Below are 16,995 nucleotides of genomic sequence, written 5' to 3' on the forward strand. Positions count from 1 at the left end.
AGCAGAATGACACAACCTCTCTGTACAGCATGGCTGCGAAGGCTTCCATGGAGTCAGAGAGGTTTTTACTGTGAGGGGATCTGCCGGAGGTCTCCGGGGATCAGAATTGTGTTATATATTGGCTGATTCGTATTAGTTTTATGTCGGTAATGTCCGTATACTGTGAATGTTTACAGATTCGTATGAACGAAGGAGCTACTTCACTATGCACAGTCAAGAGAATCAAGGCGAAGTGTTCAGCCAGTCTGAGTATTCCTCAGCCACTGCGCTGTCCACGGCCGCCAATTATATCATGAACTCGCAGAAGCCATCCACGCATACTTACCGGACGTATATCCGGTTGCGTGAGAATGGAAGCCTGACCCTGAAATTCTGGCACAGCAACGCGGTGGATTCGACCTGGGATATGGGGCTTGAAGCTAGAGGCAGCGAGCCGGGAGGCGAATGGAGCATGGAGGCGGCTTATATTGCCGACGGAGGGCTTGCGCCGGATGGTACTGTCGCGGCAGGCACTGAGGTGCCTGTGACTTTCTCGGGAGCAGCGGCGAAGCAGGTGGCCCCGGGGGAGACTTTCTGGAGTGACGAGGCTTCGCTTACACTGCCGGAGGGCCACTATCTTGCTTTTACATGGACGATTAGAACGGCTGCACCGGGCAAAACCTTCCCTTACAACGTAGAGGGCATCCTGGTCTCTGCCTACGATGCCCCGGGGAATCTCGCCGGACAGGAATCGAATGCTTCCTTCCGTGTATCGGACAATCTTCTGGTATTGCCAAGCTACATCGGCTATAAGAAAAAAGTGTCCAAAAGACTCGTATTCCTGGGTGATTCCATCACACAGGGTGTGCGGACGGCTAAGGACGAATATTCCTACTGGGCTGCGCGGATAGCGGAAGGGCTTGGAACCGGGTATGGGCTGTGGAATCTCGGGTCCGGCTGGGGCAGGGCTTACGATGTGGCCACGAACGGCTCTTGGCTGAATAAGGCCAAGCAGGGGGATGAAGTACTTATTGTGCTGGGCGTGAATGATCTCGATATCGGCAAGCGCTCGGCTGGGGAATTGGTTGAAGATCTGACGCACATCATTTCCTTGTTGAGAGAGGCCAATCCGGAAGTGGAGATTATTCTAAGCACTGTGCCGCCATTTAATTTTGAGGGCGAGCGTGAGGAAGCCTGGCGCAGTGTAAATGCACAGATTCTTACCGCGCCGCCTGCGGGAGTCAGCCGTATATTTGATATCGCGGCCGTACTGTCTATGCCGGCTCCGGCGGACCATAGAGTCCGCGCGGAGTACATGAGCAATAGTGACGACCCGCATCCGAACGGCACGGCCGGCAAAGCGGTGGCGGATGCTTTTCTGGCATGGTATGAAGGAGCAGTTAGTAAGTAAGGCTCTAGAAGGATTTCCGAAAAAAGAACACCCAAAGCACGCTGGGCATACTATGTATTACTTTTACAGGAAGGTAGTGCTTACTATGGGTATCCAAATGGGATCACAGCAAAAAGTGTTGTATCAAGCTGACAATCATTATGTCCAAAACCTGAAATCCGTTAGAGATCACTTACATGGCATATGCAGACAACATGCCAATCAGTTTGTCCGAGTACAAACATTAGACGGTCAAGTGTTCACCGGGAGAATTGTGGGCTGTGATAGAGGGTTGGTTTATTTGAAGGTACAGCATCATGGAGGACAACGTGCTTTTTTTGGAAGCAGCAGTGATGAAATGATATTAACCCTTGTGCTGTATGAATTGCTTGTTATTACTCTGTTATATACTTGACACATAAAAGAGAACCTACATGTTTGTAGGCTCTCTTTTTTTGGGCCTATGACTGATTAAAATGTTCTAAGAATAATCACCAGCAGAATATACAGCACCAAGATTGTAGTAGTGGAAGTAACAAGGCCTCCAATATTTCCGCAACCGCTCATTGTATAACCTCCTCCGCGTTTTCATCTTACAGACCCATGATATGCACCTTCCTCAATCTCTGTATGGACGATTAACCCGATTGAAAAATATATCAGGGGGTATTCTGCATCCGGTAATCCTTGGGAGTGAGGCCCACCTGTTTTTTGAACACCTTGCTGAAGTATTTGACATCATGAAAACCGACCATTTCCGAGATTTGCGACAGCTTCAGGTTGGGGTTCTGCAGCAGAAGCTTGGCTTTGTCGATTCTGACATTGCCGATGAAGTCAGAGAAATTGATGCCATACTCCTGCTTGAATTTGCGTGAAATGTATTCGCGGCTAACGTAGAATTTACCGGCTACCTCCTGCAGTGACAGGTCGGAGGGGTAGTTCTGCTCAATATATTTTACAATATCCGTCATCGGGTTACGTTCCTTCACTGCTCTGGCGGCAAGCTCCTGCGAGAGCAGCTGCAGCATGGCGAAGGACCAGTCGCGCCAGGCGAACAGAGAAAAGGAATAGCCGCTCGGCAGTGGAGCCGGATTGAGGGTATCCGCCCGCTCCAGCTCTGCCAGTGCACGATCGGCCTGTCCGCCCAGGACTTCCCGCACCAGCCGGGAACGGAAGAGCAGGGCGTCGGCCTTCCAGGAATTCAGCATCTCCGGGGTAACCACACCCCGGCGGCTGAGCTCGTGGGTCCAATGCTCTGCTGCGGCTGACAGCACTTCTGGACTGCCGCTGATCACGGCCATTCTCCATTCTTCCTGTACGTCTGCAAAGAGCATCGGCGCCCCGTTTCCGGTATCCAAAGGAACAGCGGGCGAGGAGAAATGGCAGTAATCTTCATGTCTTAACAGATTCCGCCGGAGTAGTGCTTCGGCGGCTTCTGCCCGTTCTGCGGGCAGGCCTCCAGGCAGGCTTCCTACTGAGCTGATGCCAAAGTGCATGCGGAACTGCAGTGTCAGGTATATTCCCTGGTTGATCCGGTTGACCAGCTCGACAACCGATTCCTGAACATCCCACAGGATCATTGCGATTTCAGGCGGTCCGCCCCAATAGCGGAACGCAATCCCTTTGCTCTGCTGCAGAAATTCATTGCAGATATTGACGATGGCATAATACATCAGTTCGCTGTCTCCGCCGAACCGTTTGATCAACGGATTGTTGCCGGGATCAGTCTGTACCAGAATCAGCCGCGAGACGCTGGCATGGTGCGGGACCACTCCCTCATCCAAAAGCCTGCGTAGCGTGGCTTCCGCATTCAATGGATCATCGATCAGCGCCGACAGCAGCTTCTCCCCGTAGATGGGCTTGATTTCATTCAGCCTTATACTTTGTTTCTGCCGGTGGTTTCGTTCTTCCTCTTCGGTCCGCCAGGCGGCTACAGCTTTGGATACAGCGTTATTGATCATTTCCGGCTCAATGGGTTTGAGAATATAGTCAATTCCGCCGTGCCGGACGGTTTGGCGGACAAAGTCAAAATCATTATGGCCGCTGACCACAATAAACTTGGTGCTCCCGGCAAATTCATTGACCCAGGTCATCAGCTCAATCCCGTTACCCGACTCCATCATCATATCCATGATGACAAGTGCCGGCTTTTCCTTGCGGATCAGTTGAATGGCTTCGTTACCGTTCCCGGCCTCCAGAATTCCCCCGATCTGATGCGCGTCCCAGTCAACCAGAAGTCTGACCGCCTTGCGCACTCTGGCCTCATCGTCAACAATCAGCGCCTTCATATCCCTTCACTCTCCACAACAATTTCAATTTCCAATCTGACAATCACTCCGCCTGCCTTATGATTATCCACCATCAGCACAGCACTGTCCCCACAGACCAGCCTTAGCCGGGCCAACACGTTGGGCAGTCCGATCCGGGCACCCGGGGCATCCCGTGTGCTGTCTTTGCTGTCCGCGTCCTTCAGGGAGTTAATATCCAGGCGGCTGGGATGCTCAAGCTCCTGCTGCAGCGCTTCTAGCCTCGCTGCAGGAATGGAGCTGCCATTGTTTTGGATGATGATTTCCATCCGCCCGGTGGCAAGCCGGGCCGCTGTGAGTTCGATCAGCCCGTCGGTACGGGCGAGATTGAAGCCATGCTTGAAGTAATTCTCCACGATGGGCTGGAGGATCATTTTGGGCATCAGCGCATTCAGGAGCGATTCTTCCATATCGTAGCGGAAAGTGAACTTATTTTCAAAACGTTCCTTCTGCAGCTCCAAATAGGCTTTGACATGATCCAGCTCGTTTTGAACTGTAACAATTTTCTCATCATTGTACATGCTGTAGCGCATCATCTTGGCGAGCGCGGAGAGCAGGGCATAGATTTGCGGCACCTTAAGCTCCAAAGCAAGAGTACCGATAATCTGCAGCGTATTGTTCAGGAAGTGAGGATTAATCTGCGCCTGCAGTGCCCTCAGCTCATTGGTTTTGTTCGATAGTTCCAGCCGGTATTCGCGCAGAATCAGGTTGTTGATCGTATCCATCATGCTGCGGAAGCGTTCGGTGACGAGACCAATCTCATCCTTTCCGGTTGGCCTGATATCGATCTCAAGATTACCCGTCTGCACCTGATTCATGTACCTTGTCAACTGCTTAATGGGGGCCGTAATCCGGAAGGAGATGAGAATCGTCAGTGCAATAATCATAATCATCAGCAGCACCAGCAGCATGATGTTGATTCTGACGGCTTCGTTCGCTTCACGGTACAGGTAAGAGACCGGAATCTGCTTCACCAGCGTCCAGTTCAGTCCCGGGCTCTCAATCTTCTGATAGATAAACACGGCTCCGTCCTCTTCAAAATAACCCTGAGACTGCCCGTTTGCCGCGATTTGCTTGTCATACCAGGAGGCATGCAGCGGTTTACCCATGGTTGCCTCATCATGACTGTATACGAGCGTGCCGCTGTCATCCACCAGATAGATGTTTTCTTTATCGCGCTCATACAACTGGTCCATGATGTCCGTAAACGCTGTCAGCTTCACATCAATAGAGAGATAGCCGAGCGCATCGGTGGAAGGGACCCTCTCAATCCTTCTATGCAGGGTGAAAACCGGCTCCGGAATCAACTGCGGAATCACTGAATTCAGCCCGTAGCTGTTGCTTATATGTGTACTCTGAATGGATAGGGGGGATGAATCCGTGATCCGGGATTTATCATAGAGCGGAATTCCTTGCCGGCGCATGGGTGTGGCGTTGTGGGCTACGAGCGTGGCTTTGCTATCCTTGACACGATATAGATAGACCTGAAAGATGTCAGGAATAGAAGTCAAAATATAGTTCAGCGAAGAGTAAATCCGGATATTGGCCGTCATATCATCGTAGCCCGCTTCAAGCTGCCTGTAGAAGTCGGAGTCCGAGTAGACCGTCAGGGACAGCCGGTTTACCTCCTGAATCAGGGTGCTGATATTTTTGTAGCCCTGGTATAGCAGGTTTTTATTCTCATCCACCGCGCGGGTTCTGAGAGACTTCGTCGTGTAAGAATAGCTGATAAACATCGTAGCCATGATACAGATTAGGGTTGGAAGGAGTAAAAATACAATCAATTTAGTGCGGATACTGTTCCATTTCATCGATTCTTGTCACATCCGATCAATATTTTACACCTTAAAGATCACCTGAGTAGGTGTGAGAGGTTCTTCAAAAAATAGATAATATGTTTAGATCATAAACAAGTGAGTGAGTAAAAGAAAGGGGGACGGGTGAATGCGCGGTTCGAAGTTGTCCCAATTTGGTCAACAGGCTTTTTTTGTGGGTCCGGCATTATTGTTTTTTACCCTGATTACGATTATTCCATTTCTGATGGGAATGTATTATTCCTTCACGGACTGGAACGGCGTATCCGGAAACGTAAGCTGGGTTGGCATTGATAACTTTAAAGCGATATTTACAAATGATCCGGATTTCTGGTCATCCTTCTGGTTTACCGTAAGATTTACTGTGCTGGGAGTTGTTTTGACCAATGTAGTGGGCTTTTTCCTGGCCTATCTGCTGACTAAACCATTAAAAACACGCAATATGCTCCGTACCATTTTCTTCATGCCGAATGTGATCGGGGGATTGTTGCTGGGGTTTATATGGCAATTTATCTTTATCAAGGGTTTCGCCACGATGGGCGATGTCACCGGCTGGTCCTTCTTTAACCTTCCATGGCTCGGTGATGCAACTACGGGCTTCTGGGCAATTGTCTTAGTGTTTATCTGGCAGTCTTCCGGTTATCTGATGGTGATCTACATCGCTTCACTCAGTAACGTATCCAAAGAAGTGCTGGAAGCGGCTGAGATTGACGGCGCCTCCCGGATGCAGGTGCTTCGCAACATTATCGTACCGTTGATTATGCCTGCGGTAACCATCGGTTTGTTCCTGGCCATTTCCTGGTCCTTCAAAATGTTCGACCTGAACTTGTCGCTGACCAAAGGCGGACCGTTCAAATCGACCGAGTCTGTGGCCATGAATATCTATAATGAAGCCTTCCTTAACAACCGTTACGGTCTGGGCACGGCCAAAGCGCTGCTCTTCTTCCTGATTGTAGCTATCATCACTGTCATTCAGGTCCGTGTGACGAAGAGCAAGGAGGTAGAAGCTTAATGAATGCAAAGTCCAAGAGCAGATGGAATATCGGAATTGAAGTAATCATGATTCTTTTGGCGCTTCTATTCCTCTCTCCTTTCTATTTCTTGCTGGCGAACTCGGTGAAATCCTTCGGGGAGATCCTGAGTGATGCTGCAAGCTGGCCGCAGCACTTCATGTGGTCGAACTACTCAAGCGCATGGAAGTTGGCCCGTTTCTCTGAAGCCTTCCGCAACTCGCTGGTTGTCACCATCATCAGTGTGGTTCTGATCTCTTTGTTCAGTGCCATGGCTGCTTACCGCATGGTTCGCGCCAATAACCGGTTTAACCGGGTGCTGCTGCTGCTGTTCGTAGCGGCGATGGTCGTTCCGTTCCAGACCATTATGATTCCGATCCTAAAGGTCGTTAATGTATTAGGAGTGAATAACTCCTTTCTGGGTCTCATTATTTCCAACCTGGGACTCAGTATTCCGATGGCGATCTTCCTGTTCCACGGCTTCATTAAGTCCGTACCTCTTGAAATTGAAGAGGCAGCAACGGTCGATGGCTGTAATCCGATATCGGCGTTCTTCCGGATTGTGCTTCCTCTGCTGAAGCCGATGCTGATGACCATTATCGTTCTGAATGCTCTGGGAATCTGGAATGACTATCTGCTTCCGTCGCTGATTCTTCAGGCACCTGAACTGCGGACCATTCCGCTGGCTACCTTCTCGTTCTTCGGGCAATATACGAAGCAATGGGATATGGCGCTCCCGGCACTGACGATCGGGGTTGCTCCAATTGTGATCTTCTATCTGTTCATGCAGCGTTACATTGTTGAGGGAATAGCGGCTGGCTCGGTGAAAGGTTAACACCGGGCCCCCGTTCCACATAGGAATCAGTTAAATTATACAAGGGGGAAATAAAATGATTAAGAAACGTTCTGCATTGTTGATGTCATCTGTAATGCTAATGACAGTAGTGCTCGCAGCCTGTGGCGGGAACTCAAATAATGCCGCATCCAATAATGCATCCAATGGAAGCGCTGGCAACAAAGCCGGCGAAGTGAAAACGGTTAAAATTTTTCAATTCAAGACTGAAATCGTGGAAGGCCTGAACGAGCTGAAGGTTGAATTCGAGAAAGAACATCCCAACATCAAGCTGGACATCCAAACGGTCGGCGGCGGTGCGGACTATGCGGCAGCCCTGAAGACTAAATTTGCTTCCGGCGATGCTCCTGATATTTTCTCGAACGGCGGTTACGCTGAAATGGCACTGTGGGCTGACAAATTGGAAGATCTGTCCGATCAGCCTTGGGTGAAGAATCTGATTCCTTTGGCTGCAGAGCCCATGACCAAAGACGGCAAAACCTATGGTATGCCAATGAACCTTGAAGGTATCGGTTATGTATACAATAAAGACCTGTTTGCAAAAGCGGGCATCACTGAAACTCCAAAGACCATTTCTGAGCTGGAACAAGACGCTAAGAAGCTGCAGGCGATCAATGTTATTCCTTTCGGCAACGCGTATCAGGAATGGTGGCTGCTGGGTATCCAGGGGATTAGCGTAGCTTTTGCACAGCAGAATAATGTGGATGATTTCATCAAGGGCTTGAATGCCGGAACTTCCACAATCGTGGGCAACGAGAAATTCAAGGATTGGAGCAACCTGCTTAACCTGACTGTAAAATACGGACAAAAAAATCCGTTGACAACAGATGCTAATACTCACCTGGCTATGTTCGCCAATGGCGAAACAGCTATGATGCAAGAAGGCAACTGGGCACAGACTCTGGTGGACAACATCACGCCTAACATGAACATCGGTATGTTCCCTATGCCAATCAACGACGATGCTGCGATGAACGATAAGTTGTCTGTAGGCGTACCGTCCAACTTGGTTGTCAACAAGGATTCCGGATCGAAGGAAGAAGCTAAAACCTTCCTGAACTGGCTCGTAACTTCTGACATGGGTAAAGAATATATTACAAAAAAATGGAAGTTCATCCCTGCTCTGTCCACCATTCCAGCAACACCTGAAGATATCGGTCTGCTTGGTTCTGATGTATGGAAATATGTTAAAGAAGGTAAAGTATACGGTTTGCAGGCTTCAAAATTCCCTGATGGTGTAACTCAAGAATTCGCCAGCGTCATCCAAGAGCTGATCGCCGGTAAAACCGACGAAGCCGGCTGGGAAAAAGGTATGCAGGCTGCTTGGGACAAGCTGAAGAAATAAGCGGATCAAGTAAACAGAGAGTCCGGACACGGACCAAATAAGCAGTTGGATAAAGTGGATTTGCGAAAGGCGCTCCGTCTATCTCATCATTGATGTGAGGCGGGGCGTCTTTATTTGATTTAAAATAAGAGGATGAAAGGGAGTGGAGGAATGGCCGGGGAAGGCTATACAAACGTTCAAGTCGGTGTTGATTATTATCCGGAGCACTGGGATGAATCCATGTGGGAGCCGGATGTGAAGTTAATGAAGGAGAGCGGCGTCAGAGTGGTGCGGGTGGCAGAGTTTGCCTGGAGCCGTCTGGAGCCGAGCGAAGGGGATTTCGAGTTCGGCTGGCTGGATAGGGCGATAGATCTGTTTCATAAATATGGCCTCCAGGTTGTGATCGGGACGCCTACAGCAACACCGCCGCGCTGGGTGACGCGGACTTACCCGGATGTGCTGCCGGTCTTTGCGGACGGGCGGATTTATCACGAAGGCGTGCGCGGGCACCGCTGCTACAACAGTGTCTCCCTGCGCAAATTCGGAAGCCGCATCATTGAACGCCTGGCTGAACACTACAGCAGTCATCCGGCCGTGATCGGCTGGCAGACCGATAATGAATTCAGCATGCTGGACTGCTGCTGTGACCGCTGCAATAAGGACTTCCGGGACTGGGTGCGGGCAAAGTACGGCACGCTCCAGCATCTGAACCAGGAATGGGGAACCGTGGTCTGGAGCGGGGAATACAGCGACTGGTTTGAGGTTACAGTGCCTTACGGCGGCTCACCGCACCAGAATCCTTCACTTCTGCTGGACTATCAGCGGTTCCAGTGGGAATCATGCATTGCCTTCCAACGTTCCCAGGTAGAAATTCTGCGCCGGGTCTGCCCGGAGCATTTCATTACGCATAATTTCCACAGCTATCCGCAGCGGCTCAACATGCATGGGTTGGCTGAGGATCTCGACGTGGCCGCCTTCGATTATTATCCGAACCCGTCACCGCAGAAGCAGGCGACTGCGCCTTATAGCGGCGCGCTTTCCCTGGATTTGACCCGGGGCATCAAACGCCGGAATTTCTGGATCATGGAGCAGCTTAGCGGCCCTCCGGGGTGCTGGTTCCCGATGTGGCGGACGCCGTACCCGGGACTCATCCGGGCTTATGCCTGGCAGGCAATTGCGCGCGGAGCCGATACGGTTGTGCATTTCCGCTGGCGCAGTGCGGCTGCCGGAGCGGAGCAATTCTGGCATGGGCTGATCGACCACAGCAATGTGCCCGGGCGGAGGTTCGCCGAATTCGCACAGCTGTGCGGCGAGGTGAACGGTTTGGCCCCGCTGCTGGAGGGGACTGAGGTCGTCAGCAGGGCCGCCATCCTGTATTCGCATGAGCAGCAGGCGGCGTTGCGCATCCAGCCTCAGGCCGAAGGAATGGATTATTATGAGAACATCAAGCTGTACCACCGTGCGCTGACCCGGCTTGGCATCAGCTGTGATGTTATCGACTGGCGTCAGCCGCTTGAGGGGTACAGGCTGGTGATTGCCCCCAGTCTGTACCTGCACGACGAAGAAGCCTCGCAGTCACTGGAGGCCTGTGCCGAAGCCGGGGGAACGGTGATTCTCACGAACCGCAGCGGCGTGAAGAATATGAACAACATCTGCGTGATGCAGCCGCTGCCGGGATTCTTCTCACGTGCGGCGGGTGTTTCGGTGGAGGAATACGACCCGGTCGGAAGCGAAAATCATTTGCTTGTCGATCGTGAGAGTATGCTGTATGAATGCAGTCAGTGGTGCGACATTCTGCGGCCGGAGGGGGCCGAGCCTATCGCTTGGTATGGAGACGATTTCTTCGCCGGAGCTCCTGCGGTTACTGTGAACCATTTCGGATCGGGCAGAGTTTATTATCTCGGGACTCATGCCGGTGAGGACTACTGGCTGAAGCTTCTCCATGATATCGCCCTGGATGCAGAGCTGGTCCTGTTTCCGGGATTGCCGGACGGTGTGCAGGCATTTACGCGTACCGGAGAGGCAGGAGACCTGCTGTTCCTGCTGAATCTCACCCGTACAGCACAGACCGTGGGAATGGCCAAGCATTACCGCAGCGCTCTTACCGGTGCCGGGCTGAGTGGACCGGTTGAGCTTGGGCCGTACGCCGTAGAGATTCTGATGACAGAAAGCTGATCTAATTCGGGCACCCGGACGCAGGCCGCGGGATGGCGCCTTTTGTCTATCATGCGGGAGACCCAAGGGAGCAGCAGCGCTTTCGGCTTACTCTTCAGACTAGCAGTCTGACCGCGGTCAGCGGCATAAAATCAGGAAATCCAAACATTCCCCGTAGTTCCGACCATAACCCCACATGATAATCTAAAAGTTTAACTGATGTTTGTGTGCAAGGCTATTGCCGGGGGGCTGGATCACGAACGGACATTAGTACAGCCGCCGGAATTGATCCGGCGTCGTTCCGGACTGCTTGCGGAAGGTGGCCACGAAGTGGCTGACGTCGCGGAAGCCGACCCGCTTCGAGATGGCTTTTACCGTGAGATCCGGCTGGCTGACCAGCAGTTCCTTGCTCTTGCGGATACGCAGGCGGACGAAGTAGGCATAGGGGGAGAGACCGAAGGTTTGCAGGAACAGGCTGTTGAGATAGCGGCCCGACACCCCCGACTGCAAAGCCAGATCGTGGAGACCAATATCGGGCTCGCCATAATGGCTGTCCATCCATTTCAGCAAAGGCTGCACCTTGTCCACATTGCGGGATATGGCGGTATTGTTATGCAGTTGTCCGTATTTGCTTAGCGTAAGAAGGAAACGGTAGGCATCAGAGGAGGCACCCAGGCTGAACATATCCTCTGCGGCATCATAGCGGTCGAGCATTTCCTTCAGCATCAGGGGGAGCGGAGCCTCACTCTCCCAGCGGTAAAAGGAGTTGGCGTTCATCCCCAGCGAATCGAGAATATTCCGGGCGGAGCTTCCCCCGAAGGTTAGATAATAGGTGCACCAAGGTTCAGCGGAGAGCGCTTGATAACGGTGCGGGGTACCCGGCAGCAGCAGCACGCCGCTGCCTTCGGCGAGCGTAAGCTTTTTATTCTCGAAATGAATCAGTCCTTCGCCCTGCGAAGTCTGAAGCCAATGATAGGCGTGATAGCCTTCCGGCCGGGATACCTTCTCCTGGTCCGGGTTATAACCCATACTGTCCAGAGTAATAGGCAGATGATAGCCTCCCTCCTGGCCAAACACAATTCTGCGGGGTGCTGCCACAAGCACAATGATCCACTCCTGTAGGTTCCATATTATTATATGATACAGCGGTAATTTTATATTTAAAGGGAAACGGCAAACGTTTACAATAAGAATATACTTATACTATAAAGGATGTGCAATAAGTGATCAACGATAAATTGGCGAAGATTTGGTACGGCGGAGATTACAATCCCGAGCAGTGGGACGCGCCTGTATGGGCAGAGGATGAACGGATGTTCAAGCTGGCGGGCATTGATGTCGCCACGATCAATGTATTTTCCTGGGCGCTCATTCAGCCGTCGGAGGATACCTATGATTTTTCCGGACTTGATGAATTGATGGACCGTTTATATAAGAATGGAACCTATGTCTGCCTGGCTACAAGTACCGGTGCGCATCCGGCCTGGATGGCTCACCGCTATCCTGAAGTGACCCGGGTGGATGTTCAGGGCAGAAAACGCAAATTCGGCGGACGCCACAACTCCAATCCGAATAGTCCGGTCTACCGTAAATTCGCGGCCAAACTTGCGGGCAAGCTGGCTGAACGCTACAAGGATCATCCGGGGCTGGTGGCCTGGCATATCTCCAATGAATATGGCGGCTACGATTACTCTGAGCAATCCGAAGCCGCTTTCAGAGTCTGGCTGAAGAACCGTTATGGCTCGCTGGATGCTCTCAATAAAGCCTGGAATACCCGTTTCTGGGGACATACCTTCTATGACTGGGAAGAAATTGTTGTGCCAAGTGAGCTGAGTGAGGAATGGAATGGCAACCGGACCAACTTCCAGGGGATATCGCTCGATTACCGCAGATTTATGTCCTACAGTCTGCTGGAATGCTACAAGCTGGAATATGACGCGATCAAGGAGCACAGCACCAATGTTCCGGTCACCACGAACCTGATGGGCTTCTATCCGGAGCTGGATTATTTCGAGTGGGCCAAGCACATGGATGTCATCTCTTGGGACAACTACCCGTCGCTCGATACGCCGGTGAGCCATACGGCTATGACACATGATCTGATGCGCGGCCTGAAGCATGGTCAGCCGTTCATGCTGATGGAGCAGACACCAAGTCAGCAGAACTGGCAGCCGTATAACTCGTTGAAGCGTCCGGGCGTGATGCGTCTGTGGAGTTATCAGGCAGTAGCACGCGGTGCAGATACTGTGCTGTTCTTCCAGCTCCGCCGTTCCATTGGGGCCTGCGAGAAGTATCATGGTGCAGTCATTGAGCATGTGGGACATGAACATACCCGGGTATTCCGTGAATGTGCTGAACTCGGCAAAGAGCTGGAGCTGCTGGGCGACCAGCTTCTGGATGCGCGCAGCGCAGCACAGATAGGCATTATCTACGACTGGGAGAACCGCTGGGCGCTGGATCTGTCGAGCGGACCTTCCGTAGCCCTGGATTATGTGAACGAAGTGCATAAATATTATGATGCCCTGTATCAGCAGAATATCGAAGCCGATATGATCGGTGTTGAAGAGGATCTCTCCAAGTACAAAATTGTCATTGCACCGGTACTGTACATGATTAAGCCGGGGTTTGCTGAAAAGGTAGAAGCCTTCGTGAAGGCAGGCGGCACATTCGTTACGACTTATTTCAGCGGAATCGTAAATGAGAATGATCTGGTTACCGTAGGCGGCTACCCTGGAGAACTTCGCAGCGTACTCGGCATCTGGGCTGAGGAGATCGATGCGCTGCTGCCGGGAATGAGCAATGAAATCGTGATGAGCAAAGAGTGGGGAGCGCTGAACCGCACCTATCCATGCGATTTACTGTGCGATCTGATTCACGCTGAAGGCGCAGAAGTGCTCGCGGAGTATGGCACTGACTTTTACAAAGGCATGCCGGCCCTGACCGTGAACCGCTTTGGCGAAGGCAAGGCCTATTATGTGGCAACCAGTCCGGATGCGGCTTTCCTGCAAGGGTTCTTGTCGAACCTCTGTACTGAACAAGAGATCCGGCCGCTGGTCAGTGCACCGGAAGGCATCGAATCCGTACAACGCGTTAAGGACGGTGTGTCCTATCTGTTCCTGCTGAACCATAAGGAAGGCGAACTCAGCGCCGATATCGGTTCCGTACAGCGCACCGATCTGCTGACAGGCAAGACCTTCAGCGGCACGGCCGTTGTTCCGGGGCGTGGCGTGCTGATTTTGTCAGACAAGTAATCTAAAAGGATGATTTCCCGGGCTTCAGGCCTGGAGAATCGTCCTTTTTTCTACGCCCAAAATGGTATAATGCAGAAATAGAGCGAGATATGAAGATTAACGGTTCAGGAGAGAGGCAGTATATGACAACCTTACTGGTAACAGGCTACCGCGCGCATGAGCTCGGGATTTTTGACAGCAAACATCAGGGGATTCCGTATATCAAAAAAGCGCTGAAAAACAGACTAATCCCTCTGATCGAGGAAGGGGTGGAATGGATCATTACCCCCGGGCAATACGGGGTGGATCTGTGGGCCTGTGAAGTGGTGCTGGAGCTGAAGCAGCAGTATCCGGGACTGAAGCTGGGCATTATTACAGCACATGCCGCTCCGGAAGAAAAGTGGAAAGAGGAGAAGCAGGAAGAATACCGCCGGATTATTGCCGGGGCTGATTATTACGGGGCCGTCAGCAATGCTCCATACGACGGAAGCTGGCAGTTCCGGGCCAGAGATGACCTGCTGCTGCGCAAAAGCGACGGGATTCTGCTGTTCTATGATGAAGACGCGGCCGAGGGAAGTCCCAAATTCTTGAAAGAGCGGGTCCAGAAGCTGCAGGAGGAGGGGAACTATAGCCTCTATCTGATGCATGCCGAGGAAATCCAGAATATTGCGGATGAGGAGAGCCAGCGCGGCTATGAATAAGGAGGACAGACAATTGAGTTCTGTTAATGGCGGAACGGATCGCAGAGCGCGATCCGTACATTCTCACGGGAATCCGCAGCTATGAGCTGCGCACCTGGGGGCTATCACATGCAGGCAACCGGCATATGGGCATCGCGGAGGAATAGCACAAGCAGCTCTTCTCACAGAAACGACACCGTCCCTCAGAAGGACGGTATCGTTTCTGTTTATATGAAGCTTTGCAGGGAAGGTGCTTTGCGGACCTTGTAATTCTGCTCGTAGGCATATGCCAGGCGGATCAGTACCGGCTCCTGGTAAGCCTGCGCCGAGAAGGTGACCCCAAAGGGAGCACCGGCAGAAGTGTAGCCGGAAGGCACAACGATGGAAGGATAACCTGCCCTGGAGGTGATTCTTGCACCGAAATCCGCCGGGAACAGAAGTGCGTCAAGCTGATGCTCCTTCATCGTGGCGTCAATGCCAAGCTCCTTGCAGAGCCGGAGATCCGTTGCCCGGTCGCGCAGATATTGCGGCTCAGTGAACGTGCCGGAGGAGGTGTACTCGGCATCCAGCAGGGTGGCTTGACCGTATTTCAAGGTTTCCATAGGATGTGTATGATTGAAGTCGATAATATCCTTCAGCGTGCGCATTCTGGCTCCCGGGCCGAGAGCGGCCAGATACGCATTCAGCGAGGTTTTGAATTCGTTCAGCACGACGGAGGAATAACTGATCTCGCGAGCGGTCCGGATCTCTGCCGGATCAATGATGGTGGCGCCAAGCTCGCGCATCCGGTCCACCGAGGCGTTGAACAGTGCCAGCTGCTCATCGGTCAACTCCTCAAAATAATAATCCCGCGGAATTCCAATCCGTGCGCCCTGCAGTCCATTCGGGTCGAGGAAGACGGTATAATCCGCATGCAGACGGCCTGCACTTGTCCCCATGGCGGCATCTCTGTCATCCTTACCCAGCATTGCGTTCAGCAGCAGTACCGCATCGCGGACCGTGCGTGCCATGGGTCCGGCAGTATCCTGTGTATTCGAGAGCGGCAGAATACCGGAACGGCTGATCATCCCCACGGTCGGTTTGATACCGATGATGGAGCCGAGATTGCCCGGATTCAGAATGGAGCCGGAGGTTTCCGTACCCACGGACACTGTGCAGAAATTACAGGCCACTGCTACCGCAGAGCCGGCGCTGGAGCCGCCCGTCGGCGTGGATATATTGTAGGGATTCAGCACTTGTCCGCCGCGTGAGCTGTACCCGGACGGCATACCGTTCGTCATGAAGTTGGCGAATTCAGTCATATTGGCTTTGCCTATAATGACGGCCCCAGCTTCGCGCAGCTTGGTGACAATATAAGCATCTTCCCCGGCAAAAGAATCCGCCAAAGCCAGCGAGCCTGCACTGGTGTGCATTTTATCGCCGGTGTTGATATTGTCCTTCACTACGACAGGTATACCATGCAGCGGCCCCCGGGGGCCTTGCAGCGAGCGTTCCACATCCAGAGATTCGGCAATGAACAGGGCATCAGGATTGATCTCCAGAATGGAGTTGACCGTCAGCCCGCTTTTGTCATGCTCGGCGATACGTTCAAAATACATGAGGACTAATTGTCTGGACGTCATTTCTCCGGTTTCAAGCGCAGCCTGAATCTCCGGAATGGTAGCCTCTACGATTTCAAAACTCATGCGGTTCACGCTTCTTTCCCTGTGGAATATGGCCTTTTTAACTATAGGGTCTTCAGGCTCTTCCCGAATCCTAGACCTGCACTTGGGTAAATCCTTCTTCCGCCAGATATTCCTCAGCTTCTTCAAGCGTCTCGAAAGCCATCTCCAGCTGAAGTCCGGCGTAGAGATACCACAGGTCATCCTCCGGCTTCAGGGTAAGCGTATGTCCTTCATCATTCGTCCACAGTGTCTGTGCTCCGTCAGCCTGCTTTTTCTTTCTCTTGCCAGGTGCCGGTGCCTCCGGGATATACATAGACAGTGAGGTGATGGACGCCTCCAGCAGGCTGCGCAGTTCGGGCTCCCCGTAGTCACGGATGTTCACCATGCCTTTGTCATCGGTCTCATAGCCGCGCAGCAGTCCTGCATACACAAACCCGTTGCCATTCGGATGCAGATGGAAGGCTACCGTTTTTTTCTCATGGCGGCTTTCCTCATAGTGGTAGTTCACCCGGCCCAGCGATACATTTCTCCGCTCCAGCTGGGGGTAGGAATCAAGAATAGCCAATTTCTGTTCAAAAGTAAGCATATGCA

The 16,995-nt window shown here is 52.2% G+C and carries 14 protein-coding genes; 8 read left to right on the top strand and 6 right to left on the bottom strand.

The window, feature by feature from the left end:
* Nucleotides 1-205: 205 nt before the first annotated feature.
* Together A3842_RS01395 and A3842_RS01400 are read left to right on the top strand one after the other, a co-directional pair.
* Nucleotides 206-1,390: an SGNH/GDSL hydrolase family protein gene (locus A3842_RS01395; RefSeq protein WP_074100190.1), complete on the top strand. Its 1,185-nt coding sequence runs from the start codon at nt 206-208 to the stop codon at nt 1,388-1,390.
* Nucleotides 1,368-1,784, top strand: coding sequence for a hypothetical protein (locus tag A3842_RS01400; protein WP_256701416.1), 417 nt, complete (start codon nt 1,368-1,370; stop codon nt 1,782-1,784). Before A3842_RS01395 ends, A3842_RS01400 begins: the two co-directional genes overlap by 23 nt.
* 56 nt (nt 1,785-1,840) lie before the next feature.
* On the opposite strand, the gene A3842_RS33120 is transcribed toward A3842_RS01400, so the two are convergent.
* The 3 genes from A3842_RS33120 to A3842_RS01410 all read right to left on the bottom strand — a co-directional run bounded on the left by A3842_RS33120 (nt 1,841) and on the right by A3842_RS01410 (nt 5,486).
* Entirely contained in the window at nt 1,841-1,936 is a 96-nt protein-coding gene (locus tag A3842_RS33120; RefSeq protein WP_218619217.1) for a YjcZ family sporulation protein, read from the bottom strand.
* Nucleotides 1,937-2,028: 92 nt separating this feature from the next.
* Nucleotides 2,029-3,657, bottom strand: coding sequence for a response regulator (locus A3842_RS01405; protein WP_074100191.1), 1,629 nt, complete (start codon nt 3,655-3,657; stop codon nt 2,029-2,031).
* Nucleotides 3,654-5,486, bottom strand: a complete 1,833-nt coding sequence (locus tag A3842_RS01410; RefSeq protein WP_074100192.1) for a sensor histidine kinase — start codon at nt 5,484-5,486, stop codon at nt 3,654-3,656. Before A3842_RS01410 ends, A3842_RS01405 begins: the two co-directional genes overlap by 4 nt.
* Before the next feature lie 133 nt (nt 5,487-5,619).
* Between A3842_RS01410 and A3842_RS01415 the strand changes: the two genes are divergently transcribed.
* The 4 genes from A3842_RS01415 (at nt 5,620) to A3842_RS01430 (ending at nt 10,851) form a co-directional block, all read left to right on the top strand.
* Complete coding sequence (locus A3842_RS01415; RefSeq protein WP_074082835.1) at nt 5,620-6,501, top strand: carbohydrate ABC transporter permease; 882 nt, start codon at nt 5,620-5,622, stop codon at nt 6,499-6,501.
* Nucleotides 6,501-7,334, top strand: a complete 834-nt coding sequence (locus tag A3842_RS01420; protein WP_074100193.1) for a carbohydrate ABC transporter permease — start codon at nt 6,501-6,503, stop codon at nt 7,332-7,334. The genes A3842_RS01415 and A3842_RS01420 overlap by 1 nt, the downstream gene beginning before the upstream one ends.
* Nucleotides 7,335-7,389: 55 nt before the next feature.
* Nucleotides 7,390-8,697: an ABC transporter substrate-binding protein gene (locus tag A3842_RS01425; RefSeq protein ID WP_074100194.1), complete on the top strand. Its 1,308-nt coding sequence runs from the start codon at nt 7,390-7,392 to the stop codon at nt 8,695-8,697.
* Nucleotides 8,698-8,829: 132 nt separating this feature from the next.
* Nucleotides 8,830-10,851, top strand: a complete 2,022-nt coding sequence (locus A3842_RS01430) for a beta-galactosidase (RefSeq protein WP_256701418.1) — start codon at nt 8,830-8,832, stop codon at nt 10,849-10,851.
* Between the two features lie 246 nt (nt 10,852-11,097).
* On the opposite strand, the gene A3842_RS01435 is transcribed toward A3842_RS01430, so the two are convergent.
* Nucleotides 11,098-11,934, bottom strand: a complete 837-nt coding sequence (locus A3842_RS01435) for an AraC family transcriptional regulator (protein ID WP_083606917.1) — start codon at nt 11,932-11,934, stop codon at nt 11,098-11,100.
* A gap of 119 nt (nt 11,935-12,053) precedes the next feature.
* Between A3842_RS01435 and A3842_RS01440 the strand changes: the two genes are divergently transcribed.
* Together A3842_RS01440 and A3842_RS01445 are read left to right on the top strand one after the other, a co-directional pair.
* Nucleotides 12,054-14,081: a beta-galactosidase gene (locus A3842_RS01440; RefSeq protein WP_074100196.1), complete on the top strand. Its 2,028-nt coding sequence runs from the start codon at nt 12,054-12,056 to the stop codon at nt 14,079-14,081.
* Between the two features lie 122 nt (nt 14,082-14,203).
* Entirely contained in the window at nt 14,204-14,761 is a 558-nt protein-coding gene (locus A3842_RS01445) for an SLOG family protein (RefSeq protein WP_074082846.1), read from the top strand.
* Between the two features lie 206 nt (nt 14,762-14,967).
* On the opposite strand, the gene A3842_RS01450 is transcribed toward A3842_RS01445, so the two are convergent.
* Nucleotides 14,968-16,425 carry an amidase family protein gene (locus A3842_RS01450; RefSeq protein ID WP_074100197.1) on the bottom strand — a complete coding sequence of 486 codons (1,458 nt, stop codon included), beginning with the start codon at nt 16,423-16,425 and terminating at the stop codon, nt 14,968-14,970.
* A gap of 70 nt (nt 16,426-16,495) precedes the next feature.
* Nucleotides 16,496-16,990 carry a hypothetical protein gene (locus A3842_RS01455; protein WP_074082850.1) on the bottom strand — a complete coding sequence of 165 codons (495 nt, stop codon included), beginning with the start codon at nt 16,988-16,990 and terminating at the stop codon, nt 16,496-16,498.
* Nucleotides 16,991-16,995: the final 5 nt, after the last annotated feature.

This window comes from Paenibacillus sp. P3E (assembly GCF_001909045.1).
Lineage (GTDB): Bacteria > Bacillota > Bacilli > Paenibacillales > Paenibacillaceae > Paenibacillus_AQ > Paenibacillus_AQ helianthi.